16 protein-coding genes are annotated in these 20,511 nt (G+C 62.4%); 11 read left to right on the forward strand and 5 right to left on the reverse strand.

The genetic code is table 11. The annotated features are described in order from the left end of the window. Positions 1–76: 76 nt before the first annotated feature. The 4 genes from QRN70_RS26670 to gap all read right to left on the reverse strand — a co-directional run bounded on the left by QRN70_RS26670 (position 77) and on the right by gap (position 5,555). Positions 77–2,635, reverse strand: a complete 2,559-nt coding sequence (locus QRN70_RS26670; protein ID WP_285420844.1) for a TonB-dependent receptor — start codon at positions 2,633–2,635, stop codon at positions 77–79. A 122-nt stretch (positions 2,636–2,757) separates the two neighbouring features. Continuing rightward, entirely contained in the window at positions 2,758–3,723 is a 966-nt protein-coding gene (locus QRN70_RS26675) for a FecR family protein (RefSeq protein WP_285420845.1), read from the reverse strand. Positions 3,724–3,845: 122 nt separating this feature from the next. After that, positions 3,846–4,364 carry an RNA polymerase sigma factor gene (locus QRN70_RS26680; protein ID WP_285420846.1) on the reverse strand — a complete coding sequence of 173 codons (519 nt, stop codon included), beginning with the start codon at positions 4,362–4,364 and terminating at the stop codon, positions 3,846–3,848. Positions 4,365–4,553: 189 nt separating this feature from the next. Next, entirely contained in the window at positions 4,554–5,555 is a 1,002-nt protein-coding gene (gap, locus tag QRN70_RS26685) for a type I glyceraldehyde-3-phosphate dehydrogenase (protein WP_285420847.1), read from the reverse strand. 220 nt (positions 5,556–5,775) lie between these two features. Here gap and edd point away from each other — a divergent pair, with 220 nt between their 5' ends. The 11 genes from edd to QRN70_RS26740 all read left to right on the forward strand — a co-directional run bounded on the left by edd (position 5,776) and on the right by QRN70_RS26740 (position 19,354). Next, positions 5,776–7,602: a phosphogluconate dehydratase gene (gene edd, locus QRN70_RS26690; protein WP_285420848.1), complete on the forward strand. Its 1,827-nt coding sequence runs from the start codon at positions 5,776–5,778 to the stop codon at positions 7,600–7,602. Then, positions 7,599–8,549 (forward strand): glucokinase, encoded by a 951-nt coding sequence (locus QRN70_RS26695; RefSeq protein ID WP_285420849.1) that lies wholly within the window; start codon positions 7,599–7,601, stop codon positions 8,547–8,549. The genes edd and QRN70_RS26695 overlap by 4 nt, the downstream gene beginning before the upstream one ends. A gap of 177 nt (positions 8,550–8,726) precedes the next feature. Further along, on the forward strand, positions 8,727–9,458 hold the full coding sequence (locus tag QRN70_RS26700) for a response regulator (RefSeq protein WP_285420850.1): 732 nt from the start codon (positions 8,727–8,729) through the stop codon (positions 9,456–9,458). Next, positions 9,448–10,917 carry an ATP-binding protein gene (locus tag QRN70_RS26705; protein WP_285420851.1) on the forward strand — a complete coding sequence of 490 codons (1,470 nt, stop codon included), beginning with the start codon at positions 9,448–9,450 and terminating at the stop codon, positions 10,915–10,917. Before QRN70_RS26700 ends, QRN70_RS26705 begins: the two co-directional genes overlap by 11 nt. Positions 10,918–11,141: 224 nt before the next feature. Then, entirely contained in the window at positions 11,142–12,401 is a 1,260-nt protein-coding gene (locus tag QRN70_RS26710; RefSeq protein WP_285420852.1) for a D-mannose isomerase, read from the forward strand. Between the two features lie 118 nt (positions 12,402–12,519). Further along, on the forward strand, positions 12,520–13,821 hold the full coding sequence (locus QRN70_RS26715; protein ID WP_285420853.1) for an ABC transporter substrate-binding protein: 1,302 nt from the start codon (positions 12,520–12,522) through the stop codon (positions 13,819–13,821). 108 nt (positions 13,822–13,929) lie between these two features. Beyond that, positions 13,930–14,838 (forward strand): carbohydrate ABC transporter permease, encoded by a 909-nt coding sequence (locus tag QRN70_RS26720; RefSeq protein WP_285420854.1) that lies wholly within the window; start codon positions 13,930–13,932, stop codon positions 14,836–14,838. Beyond that, the gene (locus QRN70_RS26725) at positions 14,831–15,676 is read left to right on the forward strand and encodes a carbohydrate ABC transporter permease (protein ID WP_285420855.1); all 846 of its coding nucleotides are present in this window, start codon (positions 14,831–14,833) and stop codon (positions 15,674–15,676) included. The genes QRN70_RS26720 and QRN70_RS26725 overlap by 8 nt, the downstream gene beginning before the upstream one ends. A gap of 2 nt (positions 15,677–15,678) precedes the next feature. After that, positions 15,679–16,839: an ABC transporter ATP-binding protein gene (locus QRN70_RS26730; protein WP_285420856.1), complete on the forward strand. Its 1,161-nt coding sequence runs from the start codon at positions 15,679–15,681 to the stop codon at positions 16,837–16,839. 140 nt (positions 16,840–16,979) lie between these two features. Further along, positions 16,980–18,329, forward strand: a complete 1,350-nt coding sequence (locus tag QRN70_RS26735; RefSeq protein WP_285420857.1) for a carbohydrate porin — start codon at positions 16,980–16,982, stop codon at positions 18,327–18,329. Between the two features lie 170 nt (positions 18,330–18,499). Further along, positions 18,500–19,354, forward strand: a complete 855-nt coding sequence (locus tag QRN70_RS26740) for a D-hexose-6-phosphate mutarotase (protein WP_285420858.1) — start codon at positions 18,500–18,502, stop codon at positions 19,352–19,354. A gap of 148 nt (positions 19,355–19,502) precedes the next feature. Here QRN70_RS26740 and QRN70_RS26745 read toward each other — a convergent pair whose 3' ends face one another. Next, a complete protein-coding gene (locus QRN70_RS26745; RefSeq protein ID WP_169432688.1) occupies positions 19,503–20,363 on the reverse strand; it encodes a MurR/RpiR family transcriptional regulator in 861 nt (286 codons plus the stop codon). Positions 20,364–20,511 lie beyond the last annotated feature (148 nt).

Here is a 20,511-nt window from a genome sequence, read left to right on the forward strand (position 1 = left end):
AGACGAACGGGCGTGCGCCGGACAGTAAAAAAACCTCGCGACATGGCGTTGAATGCTCGCCGCGAGGTCGGACCGATCAGATGTCCCAGACCAGATTGATCGCGAAGTTGCGACCCGGCTGGGTCAGGCGATCGAGGTTGGCCGGTTGCGTCACCGAGGCTTCGCCGACGCTGTCGTAACCGCGTACGTCATCCCACTGCCAGTACTTCTTGTCGGTCAGGTTGTAGAGGCCGGCGTTGACGGTCACGTCGTCGCTGACCTTGTAGAAGCCGGCCAGGTCGAGCACGCCGTAACCGGGGGTCTTGAACTGGGTGCTGGTGCCGTCCGGGGTCTTGAAGCTGGTGCTGTCGACGCGGTCCTTGCGCTTGACCAGTGTCCAGCTCAGCAGGGCGCCGTAGTTGTCCTGGTCGTAGCCGAGGCCGAACACGCCGGTCAGCGGGTTGACGCTGTTGAGCGGCTGGCCGCTGTCATCGTTGCGGCCATACAGATAGGCCAGCGAGCCCTGGGTATAGAGGCCGCTTGGCGCACCGAAGGTGTCGAGGTTCAGGCGACCTTTGAGCTCCACGCCCTTGATGGTGGCGTGCTTGATGTTGTTGCTCTGGAACGTGGTCTCGGTGTAGCCCGGGGTGATGGCGTTTTCGTCGATGAAATCGCGGTATTTGTTGTAGAACACGGCGACGTCGAAACTGCCCGCATTGAAGTTGCCACGCAGGCCGGTTTCATAGCTCTTGCTCTTTTCCGGCTCGAGATCCGGGTTGGGCGCCACCTGATAGCCGCCGGCGAGGTTTTCGAAGCGACCGTAGAGCGCCTTGGCGGTCGGCGTACGGAAACCTTCGGCGTACTGGCCGTACCAGGTGTAATGGTCATTGAAGCTGTACGTGGTGCCGAACTTCGGCGACAGGCGATGCCAGGTCTTGGTCTTGTCGCTCACCGTGCCATTGCCGCTCTGGTCGGCGGTGGCCAGGAACTCGTCGGTCAGGTGCGGCTTGAGCTGGGTGTAGTCGTAGCGCGCGCCTGGCAGGAAGGTCCAGTTGCCCCAGCTGATCTGGTCCTGGGCAAACAGGCTGTAGCTGTTGATGGTCGGATCGGGGAAGTCACTGGCTGGGGTCAGGGTGTCGGCAGCGCTCGGTGCGCCGATCACCCGGCAGGCACCGGCGACGGTCAGGCACGTGCCGCTGCCGGTGCGCAGGCCGGTGACCTTGTCCTGCTTGATGGTAGTGCCGTAGGTGACGACGTGATCGGTGGCGGCGATGGCGAAGGCCTTGTCGGCCTGGGCATCGAACACCCACTGGCGATCCTTGTAGTTGGTGTCGCGCTCGCGCAGCACGGTGCGCGATGGCGCGTAGATTTCCTCGGTGCGCTGGTCGGTCTTGGCGATCTGGTAGTTCAGCGACCACTTGATGTGGTCGGCGAGGGCGCTGTCGAGGCCGAAGCTGTGCTCGAGGCCGAAGCGCTCGCGGGTCACGGTGTCATTGCCGCTGCGCGACTTGTAGAAACCGAAACCGCGTCCGGCGTTGAACGGGCCGCCGACGGCGCTGAGCTGGCGGGTGTCGCGGTCGTCCTTGTAATGCTCGTAGGTCAGGCCCAGGCGTGCGTCGTCGGCGTAGTTCCAGCCGAGTTTGGCGAGGACGTTGGTGGTGCGCACGTCCTCGGGGTTGGCCTCGGTGCGTTGCAGGCCGGTGCCACCGGTCTCGCCATAGGATTCGGTTTCATGGCCGTTGCGCTGGCTCAGGTGCAGCAGACCGTCGAAGTCGCCGCTGCGGCCGGCGACGGTGCCGGAGGTCAGCCAGCTGTCATCGGCCGAGCTGTAGCCGGTTTTCAGCCGCGCGCCGACGTCCTTGCCGGGCTTGATGATGTCGTCCGGATCGAGGGTGTAGTAGCTGACCGCGCCGCCAATGGCGTTGCTGCCGTAGAGCACCGACGCCGGGCCGCGGAGGATTTCCACGCGCTTGACGATTTCCGGGTCGACGTAGTTGCGGTTGGTCTGGGCGTAAGGGCCGTTGAAGAAGCTGTCGGGTACTTGCACGCCGTCGACCTGGGTCAGCACGCGGTCGCCGTCGATGCCGCGAATGTTGTAGCCGGTCAGGCCGGCACGCTGGCCGGCACCGCCCACCGAAACGCCCGGTTCGTAGCGCACCAGGTCCTTGATCGAGTTGACGTTGTTGCGCTCGAGTTGTTCGCGGGTCTGCACGCTGACCGTGGCCGGCACGCTGTTCACCGACTGCTCCTGGCGCGTGGCGCTGATGGTCACCTGGTCGAGGTTGAGGGCGCCGCCGGTGCTGCGTTTTTCCAGCACGACGTTGTTGTTGCCGAGTTTGCGGAAGCTCAGGTTGGTCCCCACCAACAAGCGCTCCAGGGCCTTTTCCGGTGGCAGCGAACCGCGCACGCCCGGCGACGACACACCTTCACCCAGTTGCGCCGGCAAACCGACCTGCCAGCCCGTGACGCCGGTGAACGCATTGAGCGCCGACACCAGTGGCTGCTGGGCAATGGCGAAGGAGTAGTCGCCCATGTTGCGCGCCGGCTGTTCGGTGGCGGCCATCAGCGGCGCGGTGCCGGCCATCAGGATCGCGGCGGTCAGCAGCGACAGTACGCGGGAAGGGGTGGAGGTCTGGCGGGTAAGGCGTGAGGACATCGATAGCGCTCCGTGTCGCACGAATCTTTATAGGTGCTGATTGATTCGGCGAGATGCGAATCAATTGCATTGGCTATAACGAGACGAACGAGCTTTCGCTATCGAGTAAAAATAATTCTCATTCAGTTCAGGATTACCAGCGCGGGGAATTCCTGCAGGCGCGCCGAAGTGATGTGAGCCAGGGAACGCACCACGTCCAGCGGCTGGTCGAGGCGGTAATTGCCGGTGACGGCGACGTCGGCCAGCTGTTCGTTGGTGTTGATGATCCAGCCAGGGTAGTAGCGGCGCAGCTCGGCCAGGACCTGGCTCAGCGGGCAGTTTTCGAACACCAGCCGGCCCTGGACCCAGGCCAGATCGGTGTTGGCGTCGAGTCGGGCTGGACGGTCGAAACCGTTGGGGCCGATCCGAATACTTTCGCCAGCCGTCAAACGTACGCGAGCGTCGTTGTGCGTTGTCTGCAGATCGACATCGCCACGCTGTACGTTGACCTGCGCCACGCCATCGAGATAACGCACGGCGAACGCGGTATCGCGCACGCTGGCGCGAACCGGACCGGCGTCGATTTCCAAGGGCTGGCTGCGGCCGCCGGCAATCTCGAAAAACGCCTCGCCCTGATACAACCGCGCGACCCGTGTTTGATCGTTGATGGTGCTGGAAAATGCCGAGTTGGTATTGAGCAGGACTTTCGAGCCGTCCTCCAGTTGGAGGCGCTGGCGCTCGCCGACCACCGTCAGATGATCGGCCTGAATGCGCATCGGCAGATTACTGAAACTGAACAGACCGAGCAGCAGCACCGCAGCGCTGGCCAGCGGTTTCCAATGCGCACGCAAACGCTTGATAACGGTGACTTTCGCCGGTTGTGCCGCCAGGTTTTGCGCGCACTGGGCGACTTGCGGGCCATCCCAGATCGCCTGCGCCTTGGCGAACGCCTCGGCGTTCAACGGATCGGCCGCCAGCCAGGCATGAAACTGCCGGGTCTGCTCCTCGTCCGGGCTGCCGAGCACGATGAGCCAGTCGAGTGCCTGGTCCATTGCGTTTGCAGCGTCCTGCACCGAATCCGGCGAAGGCGAGCGGTGGGTGTCCGTCACGGTGTTTCCTCGGCAGTGTCTGCGCACGGCTGTTTTTTCAGTGAAGCGTAAAAGTCGGGCAAGGGTAACAAAGCCCGATGATCCGTGCAGGCGATCCTGGCACTCGGACAAGGCCTGCGACCTCAGTCGCCATTCAGGCGTTCGGCGACGCCGATGCAGAGGGTCATGATCAGCTTCAGTTCTTTCTGCACGGTGCTGAGGGAAACATTCAGTTCGTCGGCGATTTCCTGATAGCTGTTTCCGTGCAGACGGCTGAGGATGAAAATCTGCTGCTGGCGGTGGCTGAGTTGGCTCAGGCTGACGTTCAAGCGCTCCAGCATCTGTTCGGCGTGGGCGGCGTCTTCGGCGCTGCTGGCGGGGGCGGCCACGCTGTGCACGACATCCTGCGGTACGTCGTCGAGCATGGTCCGCGAGTGAATCCTGCGCGCCCGCAGATGATCCAGCGCCAGGTTGCGCGCGGTCTGGAACACGAAGGGTTCAAGGTGATCGATGGCGCGTTCGCTCAGCGCCCGCGTGACGCGCAGGTAGGTTTCCTGCAACAGGTCTTCGGCGGTGCTGTGGTTATTGACCATCCGCTCGATTGTGCGCAGCAGGGACGTGCGCTGAGAGAGGAAGACATGATTGAAGCGCGATTGACTCACGGGGGAACCTGATCCATTTCGAGCGAATGATAATGCTTATCATCTAGTCGAGTGGTCAAGTGTTGATTTCAGACTGAAATCAAAAACCTGTGGGAGCGGGCTTGCTCGCCAATGCGGTGGGTCAGTCGATACATCAATTGCCTGACACGACGCCTTCGAGCAAGTCCGCTCCCACATGGGAGGAGGGGATTATTCTGCGTTGCACAGCGCCAGGCAGTTATCCAGCATGCGGTTGGAGAAGCCCCATTCGTTGTCGTACCAGGCCAGTACCTTCAACAGCTTGCCGCTGGATTTGGTGTGGTTGGCGTCGAAGATCGACGACAGCGGGTTGTGGTTGAAGTCGCTGGAAACCAGCGGCAGGGCGTTGTAGCCAAGGATTTTCGAATGCTGGCTGGCAGCCTTGAGCAGGGCGTTGACTTCGTCGGCCGAGGCTTCGCGCTTGAGTTGTATGGTCAGATCGACCAGCGACACATTGATCACCGGTACGCGCACGGCCATGCCGGTCAGTTTGCCCGCCAGTTCCGGCAGCACCAGGCCCACGGCTTCGGCGGCGCCGGTCTTGCTCGGGATCATGTTCTGCGTGGCGGAGCGCGCGCGGTACGGGTCGGTGTGATAGACGTCGGTCAGGTTCTGGTCGTTGGTGTAGGCATGGATGGTGGTCATCAAGCCGTTCTCGATGCCCAGTTCGCGATGCAGCACCTGCGCCACCGGGGCCAGGCAGTTGGTGGTGCACGAAGCGTTGGAGATGATCTGGTGCGACTGGCGCAGGATGTCGTGGTTGACGCCGTAGACGACGGTGGCGTCGGCGCCCTTGGCCGGGGCCGAGATGATGACTTTGCGGGCGCCGGCAGTAATATGCGCGGCGGCTTTGGCGCGGTCGGTGAACAGGCCGGTGCATTCGAACACCACATCGATTTTTTCCGCAGCCCACGGCAGGTCGGCCGGGTTGCGGATGGCACTGACCGCAATGCGGTCGCCGTTGACGGTCAGGCTCTCGTTGTCATGCGCAACTTCGGCGTCGAATGTGCCGTGAACGGTGTCGTATTTGAGCAGATGGGCGTTGATCGCGCTGTCGCCCAGATCGTTGATGGCGACGATCTGCAAATCCTGTCGATAGCCTTGGGTATACAGTGCACGCAGGACATTACGGCCGATGCGGCCAAAACCATTGATTGCGATTCGAAGAGTCATTGAACAGCGCCGCCGTCGTTTTGTTGTTGGAATTACAAGATTATTCGCATAAAAATAGAAAACAAGCCTTTTTAGTGGCAATATTTTGTTTTATCTACAACGAGTGACCTGAATCAACTGGTCCGAATGGTCAAAAAAGCCGGCTGTCATTCCAACCACAGCGGCGTTTGATCAGCATAGACAATCAGGTCGCCACATCCGTTAGCCTGGAGTTCTACACATGCATCCCCGCGTCCTTGAGGTCACCGAACGGCTTATCGCCCGCAGCCGCGCCACGCGTCAGGCTTACCTTGCACTGATTCGCGGCGCCGCCACCGACGGCCCGATGCGCGGCAAGCTGCAATGCGCCAACTTCGCCCACGGCGTGGCCGGGTGCGGCAGCGAAGACAAGCACAGCCTGCGGATGATGAACTCGGCGAACATCGCCATTGTTTCTTCGTATAACGACATGCTCTCGGCGCACCAGCCGTACGAAGTGTTTCCGCAACAGATCAAGCAGGCCCTGCGCGAAATCGGCTCGGTCGGCCAGTTCGCCGGCGGCACCCCGGCCATGTGCGACGGCGTGACCCAGGGCGAGCCTGGCATGGAGCTGAGCCTGCCGAGCCGCGAAGTGATCGCCATGTCCACGGCTGTGGCGTTGTCGCACAACATGTTCGACGGCGCGCTGATGCTTGGTATCTGCGACAAGATCGTGCCGGGGTTGATGATGGGCGCGCTGCGCTTCGGTCACTTGCCGACGATTTTCGTCCCGGGCGGGCCGATGGTCTCGGGGATTTCCAACAAGGAAAAAGCCGACGTGCGGCAGAAGTACGCCGAAGGCAAGGCCACCCGCGAAGAGCTGCTGGAATCGGAGATGAAGTCCTACCACAGCCCGGGTACCTGCACCTTCTACGGCACCGCCAACACCAACCAGTTGCTGATGGAAGTCATGGGCCTGCACTTGCCGGGCGCGTCTTTCGTCAACCCGAACACGCCGCTGCGCGATGCCCTGACCCGCGAAGCCGCGCATCAGGTCACGCGCCTGACCAAACAGAATGGCAGCTTCCTGCCGATCGGCGAAATCGTCGACGAGAAGGCGCTGGTCAACTCGATCGTCGCGCTGCACGCCACCGGCGGCTCGACCAACCACACCCTGCACATGCCGGCCATCGCCATGGCGGCAGGCATCCAGCTGACCTGGCAGGACATGGCCGACCTCTCCGAAGTCGTGCCAACCCTCAGCCACGTCTATCCGAACGGCAAGGCCGACATCAACCACTTCCAGGCCGCCGGCGGCATGTCGTTCCTGATCCGCGAGCTGCTCGAAGCCGGCCTGCTCCACGAAGACGTCAACACCGTGCTCGGCCACGGCCTGAGCCGCTACACCCAGGAACCGTTCCTGGATAACGGCGAGCTGGTCTGGCGCGAAGGGCCGACCGACAGTCTCGACGAAAACATCCTGCGCCCGGTGGCGCGCGCGTTCTCGCCAGAGGGCGGTTTGCGGGTGATGGAAGGCAACCTCGGCCGTGGCGTGATGAAAGTCTCCGCCGTGGCCGTGGAAAACCAGATCGTCGAAGCACCGGCCATGGTCTTTCAGGATCAGCAGGATTTGGCCGACGCGTTCAAGGCCGGTCTGCTGGAGAAGGATTTCGTCGCCGTGATGCGCTTCCAGGGCCCGCGTTCCAACGGCATGCCGGAGTTGCACAAGATGACCCCGTTCCTCGGCGTGCTGCAGGATCGCGGCTTCAAAGTGGCGCTGGTGACGGACGGGCGCATGTCCGGTGCGTCGGGGAAAATCCCGGCGGCCATTCACGTCAGTCCCGAGGCTTATGTCGGCGGCGCTTTGGCGCGCGTGCAAGAGGGCGATATCATCCGCGTCGATGGCGTCAACGGCACTTTGCAACTCAAGGTCGACGCCGCCGAATTTGCAGCGCGCGAACCCGCCAAAGGCCTGTTGGGCAACAACATCGGCAGCGGCCGCGAGCTGTTCGGTTTCATGCGCATGGCCTTCAGCTCGGCAGAGCAGGGCGCCAGCGCCTTCACTTCTGCCCTGGAGACGCTTAATTGAAACTGGCTTTGGTCGGTGACATCGGAGGCACCAACGCACGTTTCGCGTTGTGGCAAAACCAGCAACTGCAGTCGATTCAGGTGCTGGCCACGGCCGACCACGCCAGCCCGGAAGAAGCGATTCGCCTCTACCTGGGCGGGCTTGGCCTGGCGCCGGGGGACATCGGCTCGGTGTGCCTGTCAGTGGCCGGTCCCGTCAGTGGCGATGAATTCAAGTTCACCAACAATCACTGGCGCCTGAGCCGCACGGCGTTCTGTCAGGCGTTGCAGGTCGAGCAGTTGCTGCTGGTCAACGACTTCTCGGCGATGGCCCTGGGCATGACCCGTTTGCAGCCCGGCGAATTCCGCGTGGTCTGCGAAGGCACGCCGGAGCCGTTGCGCCCGGCGGTGGTGATCGGCCCGGGCACGGGCCTGGGCGTCGGCACGCTGCTCGACCTGGGCGCCGGGCGTTTTGCGGCGTTGCCGGGGGAGGGCGGTCACGTTGACCTGCCGCTGAGCAGCCCCCGGGAGACCCAGCTGTGGCAGCACATCCACAACGAAATCGGTCATGTCAGCGCCGAAACCGCGTTGAGCGGTGGCGGCTTGCCGCGCGTGTACCGGGCGATCTGCGCGGTGGACGGCCATGAGCCGCAACTCGACACCCCGGAAGCAATCACGGCGGCCGGTCTGGCCGGTGATCCGATTGCCCTGGAAGTGCTCGAGCAGTTCTGCTGCTGGCTCGGCCGCGTGGCCGGTAACAACGTGCTGACCACCGGTGGTCGTGGTGGCGTTTACATCGTGGGCGGCGTGATTCCGCGTTTTGCCGACTTCTTCCTCGAAAGCGGTTTCGCCCGCAGCTTCGCCGACAAGGGCTGCATGAGCGATTACTTCAAGGGCATCCCGGTGTGGCTGGTGACGGCGCCGTATTCCGGGCTGGTGGGTGCCGGTGTGGCGCTCGAACAGGCTTGAGACCGAGTCGCCTTCATCGCTGGCAAGCCAGCTCCCACAGGATCGAGGACATCCTCAGGATGTGTATAAGTCCTTGTGGGAGCTGGCTTGCCAGCGATGGGGCCAGAACAGACAACAAATATCCAAGGTTCATCAGGCATAATCCGCCCCAATTCCAACAACAAGGATGCCTTCGAAGTGAGCTCAGTCAACAAGTCGATTTTGTTGGTCGATGACGACCAGGAGATACGCGAGTTGCTGCAGACCTACCTGACCCGTGCGGGTTTTCAGGTACGGGCCACGGCCGACGGCGCCAGTTTCCGCCAGGCGCTGAACGACGCGCCGAGCGATCTGGTGATTCTTGATGTGATGCTGCCCGACGAAGACGGCTTCAGCCTGTGCCGCTGGGTGCGCCAGCATCCGCGTCAGGCACAGGTGCCGATCATCATGCTCACCGCCAGTTCCGACGAAGCCGACCGGGTGATCGGTCTGGAGCTGGGCGCCGACGATTACCTCGGTAAACCGTTCAGCCCGCGCGAGTTGCAGGCACGCATCAAGGCCCTGCTGCGCCGCGCGCAATTCGCTCAGGAACGCAGCGGCAGCGAAGTGCTGGCCTTCGATGAATGGCGCCTGGACATGGTCAGCCACCGGCTGTTCCACACCGACGGCGAGGAAGTGATTCTCTCCGGCGCCGACTTCGCCCTGCTCAAGCTGTTCCTCGATCATCCGCAGGAAATCCTCGACCGCGACACCATCGGCAACGCCACCCGGGGCCGTGAACTGATGCCCCTCGATCGCATTGTCGACATGGCCGTCAGCCGCCTGCGCCAGCGTCTGCGCGATACTGACAAGCCGCCTCGGCTGATTCGCACCGTGCGCGGCAGCGGCTATCAGTTGGCAGCCAATGTGGTTGCCGGCAATGGTCACTGAGGCGCTGCGCAACCTCGCCGGCAAGGTGCCGATGCCGCGTTCGCTGCTCGGGCGCATGCTGCTGCTGACGTTGCTTGCGGTGCTGTTCGCGCAGACGCTGTCGAGCGTGATCTGGGTTTCGCAACTGCGCGCCACCCAGCTCGAAGGCCTGGTCACCAGCGCCCGCAGCCTGGCGCATTCGATGACCGCCAGCGTCAGCTACTTCCGGTCGCTGCCGGTGGCTTACCGGCCGCTGGTGCTCGATCAGTTGCGCAGCATGGGCGGCACCCGTTTCGTGGTGACCCTCAACGACAAGCCGCTGGGCATGGAAGTGCTGCCGGTGACGCCGCGCAAAGCGGCGGTGATGAAGGCCGTGGATGAAGTGCTGCGCCAGTCGCTGGGGCATGACACCGATATTTCGGTGACCTTCGTCAGCCCCGAAGATCTGCGGATTTTCAATGCCGGGCTCAAGCTCGACGAACTGCCGCGCTCCTGGGCGCATTACGCGCTGACGCTGGAACCGGTGAACCCGCCGGTTCTGGTCACCCAGATTCAGATGGCTCCGGGCGAATGGCTGTACATCGCCTCGCTGCTGCCCGAGCCTTACACCAGCCTGGAAGAGCAGGGCCTGCCGGCGCAGCAGGTGTGGTTCATCGTCCTCACCAGCGGCTTTCTGCTGCTGTTCATCGGCCTGCTGGTGCACTGGCAGAGCCGGCCGCTCAAGCGTCTGGCGCGGGCGGCGCGGGATCTGTCGCTGGGGGCCGATGTCGAGCCAGTGGCCGAGGGCGGCGGCAGTGAAGTGGTCGAAGTGGGCCGCGCGTTCAACACCATGCGCGAACGCATCAGCCGCTACCTGACTGAGCGCAGCCAGTTGTTCAGCGCGATTTCGCATGACCTGCGGACACCGATCACCCGTTTGCGCCTGCGTGTCGAACTGCTTGAGGACGAACAACTGCAAACCAAGTTCGGCCGCGATCTGGATGAGCTGGAGCTGCTGGTCAAAGGCGCGTTGCAATGCGTGAAGGACACCGACATCCACGAGAACATCGAGCCGGTGGATCTCAACCATGTGCTCGATTGCCTGGTGGAACCCTATCTGGCGCCGAACGGCAATGGCCGCGTGACCCAGCAGGGGCGGGCGCTGGCGGCGTATCCGGGCAAGCCGCTGGCGCTCAAGCGCTGCATCGGCAACCTGATCGACAACGCGCTGAAGTACGGTTGGAACGCCCATCTGCACATCGACGACGATGAGAGCGCGTTTGTCCTGCACGTCGACGATGAAGGTCCTGGCGTGCCGGAGCAGCGGCTGGAGCAGGTGTTCGAGCCGCACTTTCGTCTCGCCGGGCAACAGCAGGGTTATGGCCTGGGCCTGGGGATCGCGCGCAACATCGCCCACAGCCATGGCGGTGAGGTGACCTTGCAGAATCTGCGCGAGGGTGGCTTGCGGGTGACCTTGCAACTGCCGCGCAGTGTTGATTAGTCAGACCGCGTCAGGGTTCTTCGCGAGCAGGCTCGCTCCCACATTCGAGCGCATTCCTTCGGTTGAAAGGCGATCACCTTGTGGGAGCGAGCCTGCTCGCGAAGACAGGGTTCCATTCACCGCAAATGTCACGGCTCAGTGACAAAACCCGCCCCCTTCGTTACAAGACCGCCCCGGCCCGTTGTTTAGACTGCCCGCAGTCATAACAACAAAAAAGGCCACCCATGGACCAGTTCAATCCCGGCTTCAGCAGTTGGCTGAACGCCCCAGCCCATCAGCAGTGGCTTGCCGCCGAAGGCCTGCGCCTGCTGGCGTTCGCCAAGGCCTCGCGCCTGCCCGAGGGCTTCGCCAACCTCGACGAGCGCGGTCGACTCCAGGCTGGCGCACAAGCCGAAACCATGAACACCGCGCGCATGACCCACAGCTTCGCCATGGCCCACATCCAGGGCTTGCCGGGGTTCGCCGAACTGGTCGACCACGGTGTCCAGGCCTTGCGCGGGCCGTTGCGCGATGCGCTGCACGGCGGCTGGTTCGCCACCGCCGAGCACCGCGATGGCAACACCGGCAAGAACGCCTACCTGCATGCCTTCGTCGCGCTCGCGGCCAGCTCGGCGGTCGTCGCCCAGCGTCCCGGTGCGCAGGCGTTGCTCGATGACGCCATCGACATCATCGACACTTACTTCTGGAGCGAGGAAGAGGGCGCCATGCGCGAATCCTTCAATCGCGACTGGCGTGAAGAGGAAGCCTATCGCGGCGCCAACAGCAACATGCACGCCACCGAAGCGTTCCTCGCCCTCGCCGACGTCACTGACGATCCGCGCTGGCTGGTGCGCGCCCAGCGTATCGTCGAGCGGGTGATCCACGGTCACGCTGCCGCCAACGGTTATCTGGTGATCGAGCACTTCGACCGCGACTGGCAACCGCTGCGCGACTACAACCGCGACAACCCTGCCGACGGGTTCCGCCCCTACGGCACCACCCCGGGCCACGGTTTCGAATGGGCACGGCTGCTGCTGCACCTCGAGGCAGCGCGGGTCCAGGCCGGCATGCTGACGCCGGGCTGGCTGGCCGCCGATGCGCAAAAACTCTTCGAGCAAAACTGCCGCCACGGCTGGGACGTCGATGGCGCCCCGGGCATCGTCTACACCCTCGACTGGGACAACCAGGCGGTGGTGCGCCATCGTCTGCACTGGACCCACGCGGAAGCCAGCGCCGCCGCCAGCGCCTTGCTCAAGCGTACCGGCGAGGCCGGATACGAAGCCTGGTACCGGCTGTTCTGGGAATTCTGCGACGTGCATTTCATCGATCGCTGCGACGGCAGCTGGCACCACGAACTCGACCCGCACAATCGCCCGAGCGCCGATATCTGGGCGGGCAAACCGGATCTCTATCACGCCTGGCAAGCCGTGCTGATCCCTCGACTACCCTTGTCGCCGAGCATGGCGACTGCTTTGGCACGGCTGTCTTGCGGCGTTCCTGTGTAACCATGTGGTGACATTCGCGCGTCCCTTCGTTACCTGCGAAGGCAAACGTCCTGTTTAAACTCCCGTGCAGCGCAAGCACCAGACTTGCATGCATAACAACAAGAAAGGTACATCTCAGATGAATGCGATTTCTCGCCTCGCTACTGTCATTTCTGTCGCCTCCCTGTTCCCGCTCGCTGTGCTGCCCCTGAGTGTTTCCGCTGCCGACTCCAAAGGTTCGGTGGAAGTTGTGCATTGGTGGACGTCTGGTGGCGAAAAAGCCGCCGTCGATGTCCTCAAGGCGCAAGTCGAAAAAGACGGCTTTACCTGGAAAGACGGCGCTGTCGCCGGCGGTGGCGGTGCGACTGCCATGACCGTGCTGAAAAGCCGCGCCGTTGCCGGCAACCCGCCAGGCGTGGCCCAGATCAAGGGCCCGGACATCCAGGAATGGGCCTCCACCGGCCTGCTCGACACCGACGTCCTGAAGGACGTTGCGAAGCAGGAGAAGTGGGACAGTCTGCTCGACAAGAAAGTCTCCGATACCGTCAAGTACGAGGGTGACTACGTGGCCGTGCCGGTGAACATTCACCGGGTGAACTGGCTGTGGATCAACCCGGAAGTGTTCAAGAAAGCCGGTATCACCAAGAACCCGACCACCCTCGAAGAATTCTACGCCGCCGGTGACAAGCTCAAGGCTGCCGGTTTCATCCCGCTCGCCCACGGTGGCCAGCCTTGGCAGGACAGCACCGTGTTCGAAGCGGTGGTGCTCTCGGTGATGGGTGTCGATGGCTACAAGAAAGCCCTGGTTGACCTCGACAACGCCGCGCTGACCGGCCCGGACATGGTCAAGGCGCTGACCGAGCTGAAGAAGGTCGCGACCTACATGGACGTCGACGGCAAGGGCCAGGACTGGAACCTGGAAGCGGCCAAGGTCATCAACGGCAAGGCCGGCATGCAGATCATGGGTGACTGGGCCAAGTCCGAATGGACCGCCGCCAAGAAAGTCGCCGGCAAGGACTACGAGTGCGTAGCGTTCCCGGGCACCGACAAGGCGTTCACCTACAACATCGACTCGCTGGCGGTGTTCAAGCAGAAAGACGCAGGCACTGCGGCCGGTCAGCAGGACATCGCCAAGGTCGTGCTGGGTGAAAACTTCCAGAAAGTCTTCAGCATCAACAAGGGCTCGATCCCGGTGCGTAACGACATGCTCGCCGACATGGGCAAGTACGGTTTCGACTCCTGCGCCCAGACCGCCGCCAAGGACTTCCTGGCAGACGCCAAGTCCGGTGGCCTGCAGCCGAGCATGGCGCACAACATGGCCACCACGCTGGCGGTGCAGGGCGCGTTCTTTGACGTAGTGACCAACTACATCAACGACCCGAAAGCCGACCCGGCCGACGCGGCGAAGAAACTTGGCGCGGCGATTCAGTCGGCCAAATAGGCGATAGCGACGAGCTACAAGCGACGAGCTGCAAGATAAGAGCGCTGCTCTGTTTGTCTTGCAGCTCGCAGCTCGCAGCTGCTCTTCTCTTCTTTTATGGATTTCCCCATGAGTTCTGTTGCTGTGTTCAGCAAGGCCTCGCCGTTCGATGCACTGCAACGCTGGCTACCGAAACTGGTACTGGCTCCGAGCATGTTCATCGTCCTGGTGGGCTTCTATGGCTATATCCTGTGGACGTTCGTCCTGTCGTTCACCACCTCGACGTTCCTGCCGACCTACAAGTGGGCCGGCCTGGCGCAATACGCGCGGCTGTTCGACAACGACCGCTGGTGGGTGGCGAGCAAGAACCTGGCGCTGTTCGGCGGCATGTTCATCGGCATTACCCTGGTGATCGGCGTACTGCTGGCGGTGTTCCTCGACCAGCGCATCCGTCGCGAAGGTTTCATTCGCACCATTTACCTGTACCCGATGGCGCTCTCGATGATCGTCACCGGTACCGCGTGGAAATGGCTGCTCAACCCGGGCATGGGCCTGGACAAATTGCTGCGTGACTGGGGCTGGGAAGGCTTCCGCCTGGACTGGCTGATCGACCCGGACCGCGTCGTCTACTGCCTGGTGATCGCGGCCGTGTGGCAAGCCTCGGGCTTCATCATGGCGATGTTCCTCGCCGGCCTGCGGGGTGTCGATCAGTCGATCATCCGCGCCGCGCAGATCGACGGCGCAAGCATGCCGACCATCTACTGGAAAGTGGTGCTGCCGAGCCTGCGTCCGGTGTTCTTCAGTGCGGTGATGATCCTCGCCCACATCGCGATCAAGAGCTTCGACCTGGTCGCCGCCATGACCGCCGGCGGTCCGGGTTACTCCTCCGACCTGCCCGCGATGTTCATGTATTCCTTCACCTTCAGTCGCGGCCAGATGGGCATGGGCTCGGCCAGTGCGATTCTGATGCTCGGTGCGATTCTCGCGATCATCGTGCCTTACCTGTACTCCGAGCTGAGGACCAAGCGTCATGACTAGTCTCGCTGCCAAACCCGCCATCAGCCTGAGTCGCATCGCGATCTACGCGGTGCTGATCCTCGCGGTCCTGCTGTACCTGGTGCCGCTGGTGGTGATGTTGCTGACCAGCTTCAAGACCCCGGAAGACATCAGCACCGGCAACCTGCTGAGCTGGCCGACCGTGGTCAGCGGCATCGGCTGGGTCAAGGCCTGGGCCACTGTCGACGGTTATTTCTGGAACTCGATCAAGATCACCGTGCCAGCGGTGCTGATCTCCACCGCCATCGGTGCGCTCAACGGTTACGTGCTGTCGATGTGGCGCTTCCGCGGTTCGCAGCTGTTCTTCGGCCTGCTGCTGTTCGGCTGCTTCCTGCCGTTCCAGACCGTGCTGCTGCCGGCCTCGTTCACTCTCGGCAAGATGGGCCTGGCCAGCACCACCACCGGCCTGGTGTTTGTCCACGTGGTCTACGGCCTGGCGTTCACCACGCTGTTCTTCCGCAACTACTACGTGAGCATTCCCGATGCGCTGGTGAAGGCCGCGCGCCTGGACGGTGCGGGGTTCTTCACGATTTTCCGCCGCATCATTCTGCCGATGTCGACGCCGATCATCATGGTCTGCCTGATCTGGCAGTTCACCCAGATCTGGAACGACTTCCTGTTCGGCGTGGTGTTCTCCAGCGGTGATTCGCAACCCATCACCGTGGCGCTGAACAACCTGGTCAACACCAGTACCGGGGCCAAGGAATACAACGTGGACATGGCAGCGGCGATGATCGCCGGGCTGCCGACCCTGCTGGTCTATGTGGTCGCAGGCAAGTATTTCGTGCGCGGGCTGACAGCCGGCGCAGTCAAGGGGTAATCATGGCTACGCTCGAACTTCGCAACGTCAACAAGACCTACGGTGCCGGCCTGCCGGACACCCTGAAGAACATCGAACTGTCGATCAAGGACGGTGAGTTCCTGATCCTCGTCGGCCCGTCGGGCTGCGGCAAGTCGACCCTGATGAACTGCATCGCCGGCCTCGAGACCATCACCGGTGGCGCGATCATGATCGGCGACCAGGACGTCAGCGGCATGAGCCCGAAGGATCGCGACATCGCCATGGTGTTCCAGTCCTACGCGCTGTACCCGACCATGAGCGTGCGCGAGAACATCGAGTTCGGCCTGAAGATCCGCAAGATGAGCCAGGCTGCCATCGACGAGGAAGTCGCCCGCGTCGCCAAACTGCTGCAGATCGAGCACCTGCTCAATCGCAAGCCGGGCCAGCTCTCCGGTGGTCAGCAACAGCGCGTGGCGATGGGCCGTGCCCTGGCGCGGCGGCCGAAGATCTATCTGTTCGACGAACCGCTGTCCAACCTCGACGCCAAGCTGCGCGTGGAGATGCGCACGGAAATGAAACTGATGCACCAGCGTCTGAAAACCACCACGGTCTACGTGACCCACGACCAGATCGAAGCGATGACCCTGGGCGACAAAGTGGCGGTGATGAAGGACGGCATCATCCAGCAGTTCGGAACGCCGAAAGAAATCTACAACGACCCGGCCAACCTGTTCGTGGCGAGCTTCATCGGCTCGCCACCGATGAACTTCATCCCGCTGCGCCTGCAACGCAAGGACGGCCGCCTGCTGGCGCTGCTCGACAGCGGCCAGGCGCGTTGCGAATTGCCGATGGGCATGCAGGACGCCGGTCTCGAAGATCGCGAAGTGATCCTCGGCCTGCGCCCGGAACAGATTGCCCTGGGCAGCGGCGAGGGCAATGGCCTGCCGAGCATCAAGGCCGAAGTGCAGGTCACCGAGCCGACCGGTCCGGACACCCTGGTGTTCGTCAACCTCAACGACACCAAGGTCTGCTGCCGTCTGGCGCCGGACGTGGCGCCGCAGGTAGGCGAGACCCTGACCTTGCAGTTCGATCCGTCGAAAGTGTTGTTGTTCGATGCCAAGACCGGCGAGCGCCTGGGCGTTGCGGGCCAGGTGCAAGCCGAAGCGCGGTCTGCCAACGTCGCGCAATTCAAAGGCCGGTAAGCCAATCAAGGTTGGAATGCAGTCATGTGGGAGCTGGATTCCACAGGGGAGCACGCGGTGGATTGCCTGTAATCCATCGCACTTTATGTAAACCGCGTTGGAAAAAAACAGTTAATAACAATAAAGACGAGGATGTAGGGATGAAAAAGAAACACGTCAATGCCCGGTTGATCTGCCAAGTGTCAGCTGCGGCGGCATTGGTGCTGGCCGGCAATGCGATGGCGGCGGATGCCTTCAGCTCCGATTCCAAATGGATGACGGGCGACTGGGGTGGCGAGCGGACCAAGCTGATCGAGCAAGGCATCGACATCAAGGCCGACTACGTTGGGGAAGCAGGTGGCAACCTGCACGGCGGCTACAACGACGACAAGACTGCGCGTTACGCCGACCAGTTCGGTCTGGGCGTGGCCCTGGACCTGCAGAAACTCTGGGGCTGGGACAACACCCAGGCCAAGATCCAGCTGACCAACCGTAACGGCTACAACATTTCCAACGATCGCGTCGGCGATCCGCGTGCCGGCACCCTGAGTTCCTCGCAGGAAGTCTACGGTCGTGGCCACATGGTGCGTCTGACCCAGTTGTGGATTCAGCACCAGTTCTTCGACAACAAGCTCGACGTCAAGGCCGGTTACTTCGGTGAAGGCGAAGACTTCAACACCTTCCCGTGCGATTTCCAGAACCTGGCGTTCTGTGGCTCGCAAGTGGGTAACTGGGCGACCAACATCTGGTACAACTGGCCGGTCAGCCAGGCCGCGATCCGTGTGAAGTACAACATCAACGACGAGCTCTACGCGCAGATCGGTGCGTACAACCAGAACCCGTCGCAGCTGGAACACGGCAACGGCTTCAAGCTCAGCGGCAGCGGCACCAAAGGTACTGTTTTGCCAGTCGAGCTGGTCTGGTCGCCGAAGGTCAACAGCCTGCCGGGCGAATACCGCGTCGGTTACTACAAGAGCACGGCTGATGCCGACGACGTACGTGAAGACGTCAACGGTTTCGACGCGGCGACCACTGGCGACGCGTACAAGACCCACAGCAGCAAACACGGTTACTGGTTCGTCGCGCAACAGCAACTCACCAGCCACAACGGCGATGCCTCGCGCGGTCTGAACATTGCGGCCAACGCCACGTTCCACGACAAGGACACCAACTTCATCGACAACTACCAGTCGGTGATGTTTGTCTACAAGGGCCCGTTCGACGCGCGTCCTAAAGATGACGTCGGCATCGGTGCGGCGCGTATTCACGTCAACGACGACGTGAAGAAAAACGCCGAACTGCTGAACGCTTCCAACGGGGTTTCGGACTACGACAATCCGGTGTTCTCGCCGGTGCGTGAAACCGAATACAACTACGAGATCAACTACGGCTTCCACGTCACCAACTGGTTGACCGTACGTCCCAACCTGCAATACATCACCCACCCGGGTGGCGTGGATCAAGTGGACAACGCTTTGGTCGCTGGCCTGAAAATTCAGTCTACGTTCTAACGCGTCTGCGATAAGCTCCTCTCTATGTGCGCATATTTGCGGACAGCGAGGGGGCGTTCTCAGTTGTTTTACCCGCCGCGGTGGGAAAAACAATCGAGAACGCTCCTAGGCTGTCCGCTTTTTTTTGAGGGGCGGCAACCCCGTGACAGCTGAATTCGGAACCGTGGCCCATGCATGAGCATCCGCTGCAACGCTTTTTCAAATCCCTGCGCGAGCGACCGGTGTTCGCCTGGGAGCGCTATCAGATGCGCGATGTGCTGGTGATCGATCATCCGCTGTGCCAGGCGGTGTTCAGTCGGCAGGGCGCGCAATTGCTGCATTTCCAGCCGCGTGGGCAGAAGCCGTGGTTGTGGTGTGCGGCGAAGTGGCCCCACGTCGGAGCGATCCGTGGTGGCGTGCCGGTGTGTTGGCCGTGGTACGGCCGGCATCCGAGCGAAAACGCCTGGCCCTCCCATGGCTGGGCGCGTCTGCTCGACTGGAAACTGCTCGACAGCAGCACGGCCGACGATGGCGTGCGCCTGCACTGGCAATTGCAGCTGTGTGACTGGCAAGCGGACCTGCACGCCCACCTGGGCGAACGCATGGAGTTGCGCCTGAGCACCGAACACCAGGACGACATGCCGTGCCAGTTGAGCCAGGCTTTGCACGCTTACTGGCGTATTGGCGACATCAGTGAGACAGCGCTGTCTGGGCTCGAAGGCGCGCAGGGTTACGACCAGTTGAACCGGGAAGCCTGCCAGCAGGAAGGCGAGTTGCGGGTCGATGGCGGCTGCCAGCGCGTGTTCCAGCACGACGGCGAATTGCAGATCAAGGATCACGCCTGGCAGCGCGAGCTGAGCATCGACACCGGCGAGAGTGCCGACACGGTGGTCTGGCATCCGGGGTCGCGGCCGTTGCTCGGGGTGAGTTGGGATGAAGTGAACGAATTTGTCTGTGTCGAAGCGGCGGCGGGCGGCACCGGCAGCCTGCATCTGGCGCCGGGGGAGAAGGCGCATTTGAGTCTGCAGGCGTGGGCGGGGGCTTAGTTGTGTGTTGTGGCTGCTGGCCCTATCGCTGGCAAGCCAGCTCCCACAGGTTTTATGGGTGTTCGCGAGTTAAATGTTCGGCGCGGACACTGTGGGAGCTGGCTTGCCAGCGATGAGGCCGGCTCATCCAATAAAAATCTATCAGGCCTTAGTTGAACTCATCTCCAACCGGATACCGGCTGGCATTCAGGCTCTCTTTGATCTTGCGCAGATGCGGCTGGAAGTCGACGCCACGGCGCAGGGTCATGCCGGTCGCCAGCACGTCCAGCACCGTCAGTTGAATGATCCGCGAGGTCATCGGCATGTAGATGTCGGTGTCTTCCGGCAACGGAATATTCAGGCTCAGCGTGCTGGCCTTGGCCAGTGGCGAGTTTTCGGCGGTCAGGCCGAGCACCGAAGCGCCGTTTTCGCGGGCGATGCGCGCCACTTCCACCAGTTCGCGGGTACGCCCGGTGTAGGAAATGATCACGAACAGTTCGCCGGTGTGCGCCACCGAAGCAATCATCCGCTGCATCAGCACATCGGCGTGCGCAGTCACGGCGAGGTTGAAGCGGAAGAACTTGTGCTGCGCATCCAGCGCCACCGGGGCCGAGGCGCCGAGGCCGAAGAAGTGGATCTGCCGGGCCTGGATCAACAGGTCGACAGCGCGGCTGATCAGGTTCGGGTCGAGCGCCTGGCAGGCGCTGTCCAGCGAGGCGATGGCGCTGCCGAAAATCTTCTGCGTGTACGCCTCGGGATTGTCGTCGGCTTCCACCGCACGACTGACGTACGCCGCGCCGCTGGCCAGGCTCTGCGCCAGTTGCAGCTTGAGTTCGGGATAGCCGCTGACGCCGAACGAACGGCAGAAACGGTTGACCGTCGGTTCACTGACCTTTGCCGCCTGGGCGAGGGCGGCGATGCTGAAGCGGGTGGCCTGCTGCGGGTTGAGCAGGATCACTTCGGCGACTTTGCGTTCGGCCTTGTTCAGCTCTTCAAGGCGACTCTGGATCTGTTCCAGTAAATTTCGCACGCGGTCCATATGGATTTCCTAGATTCACCGGCGCCGATAAGCGCGCGGCTATGCAAATTGGGCCTTTGATGTGGCCCGTGACGGTGGCCTATCCTACTGATGGCTCCGACCGACCACCACTCGGAATCTTTATTTTGCGAAAATGTTG

The organism is Pseudomonas sp. efr-133-TYG-5, assembly GCF_030209175.1.
Taxonomy (GTDB): Bacteria; Pseudomonadota; Gammaproteobacteria; order Pseudomonadales; family Pseudomonadaceae; genus Aquipseudomonas.

Coding starts and splice junctions, on each gene's coding strand:
- QRN70_RS26670 (WP_285420844.1), bottom strand. CDS start 2,635: ATGTCCTCACGCCTTACCCGCCAGACCTCCACCCCTTCCCGCGTACTG.
- gap (WP_285420847.1), bottom strand. CDS start 5,555: ATGACTCTTCGAATCGCAATCAATGGTTTTGGCCGCATCGGCCGTAAT.
- edd (WP_285420848.1), top strand. CDS start 5,776: ATGCATCCCCGCGTCCTTGAGGTCACCGAACGGCTTATCGCCCGCAGC.
- QRN70_RS26705 (WP_285420851.1), top strand. CDS start 9,448: ATGGTCACTGAGGCGCTGCGCAACCTCGCCGGCAAGGTGCCGATGCCG.
- QRN70_RS26710 (WP_285420852.1), top strand. CDS start 11,142: ATGGACCAGTTCAATCCCGGCTTCAGCAGTTGGCTGAACGCCCCAGCC.
- QRN70_RS26715 (WP_285420853.1), top strand. CDS start 12,520: ATGAATGCGATTTCTCGCCTCGCTACTGTCATTTCTGTCGCCTCCCTG.
- QRN70_RS26720 (WP_285420854.1), top strand. CDS start 13,930: ATGAGTTCTGTTGCTGTGTTCAGCAAGGCCTCGCCGTTCGATGCACTG.
- QRN70_RS26725 (WP_285420855.1), top strand. CDS start 14,831: ATGACTAGTCTCGCTGCCAAACCCGCCATCAGCCTGAGTCGCATCGCG.
- QRN70_RS26730 (WP_285420856.1), top strand. CDS start 15,679: ATGGCTACGCTCGAACTTCGCAACGTCAACAAGACCTACGGTGCCGGC.
- QRN70_RS26735 (WP_285420857.1), top strand. CDS start 16,980: ATGAAAAAGAAACACGTCAATGCCCGGTTGATCTGCCAAGTGTCAGCT.
- QRN70_RS26740 (WP_285420858.1), top strand. CDS start 18,500: ATGCATGAGCATCCGCTGCAACGCTTTTTCAAATCCCTGCGCGAGCGA.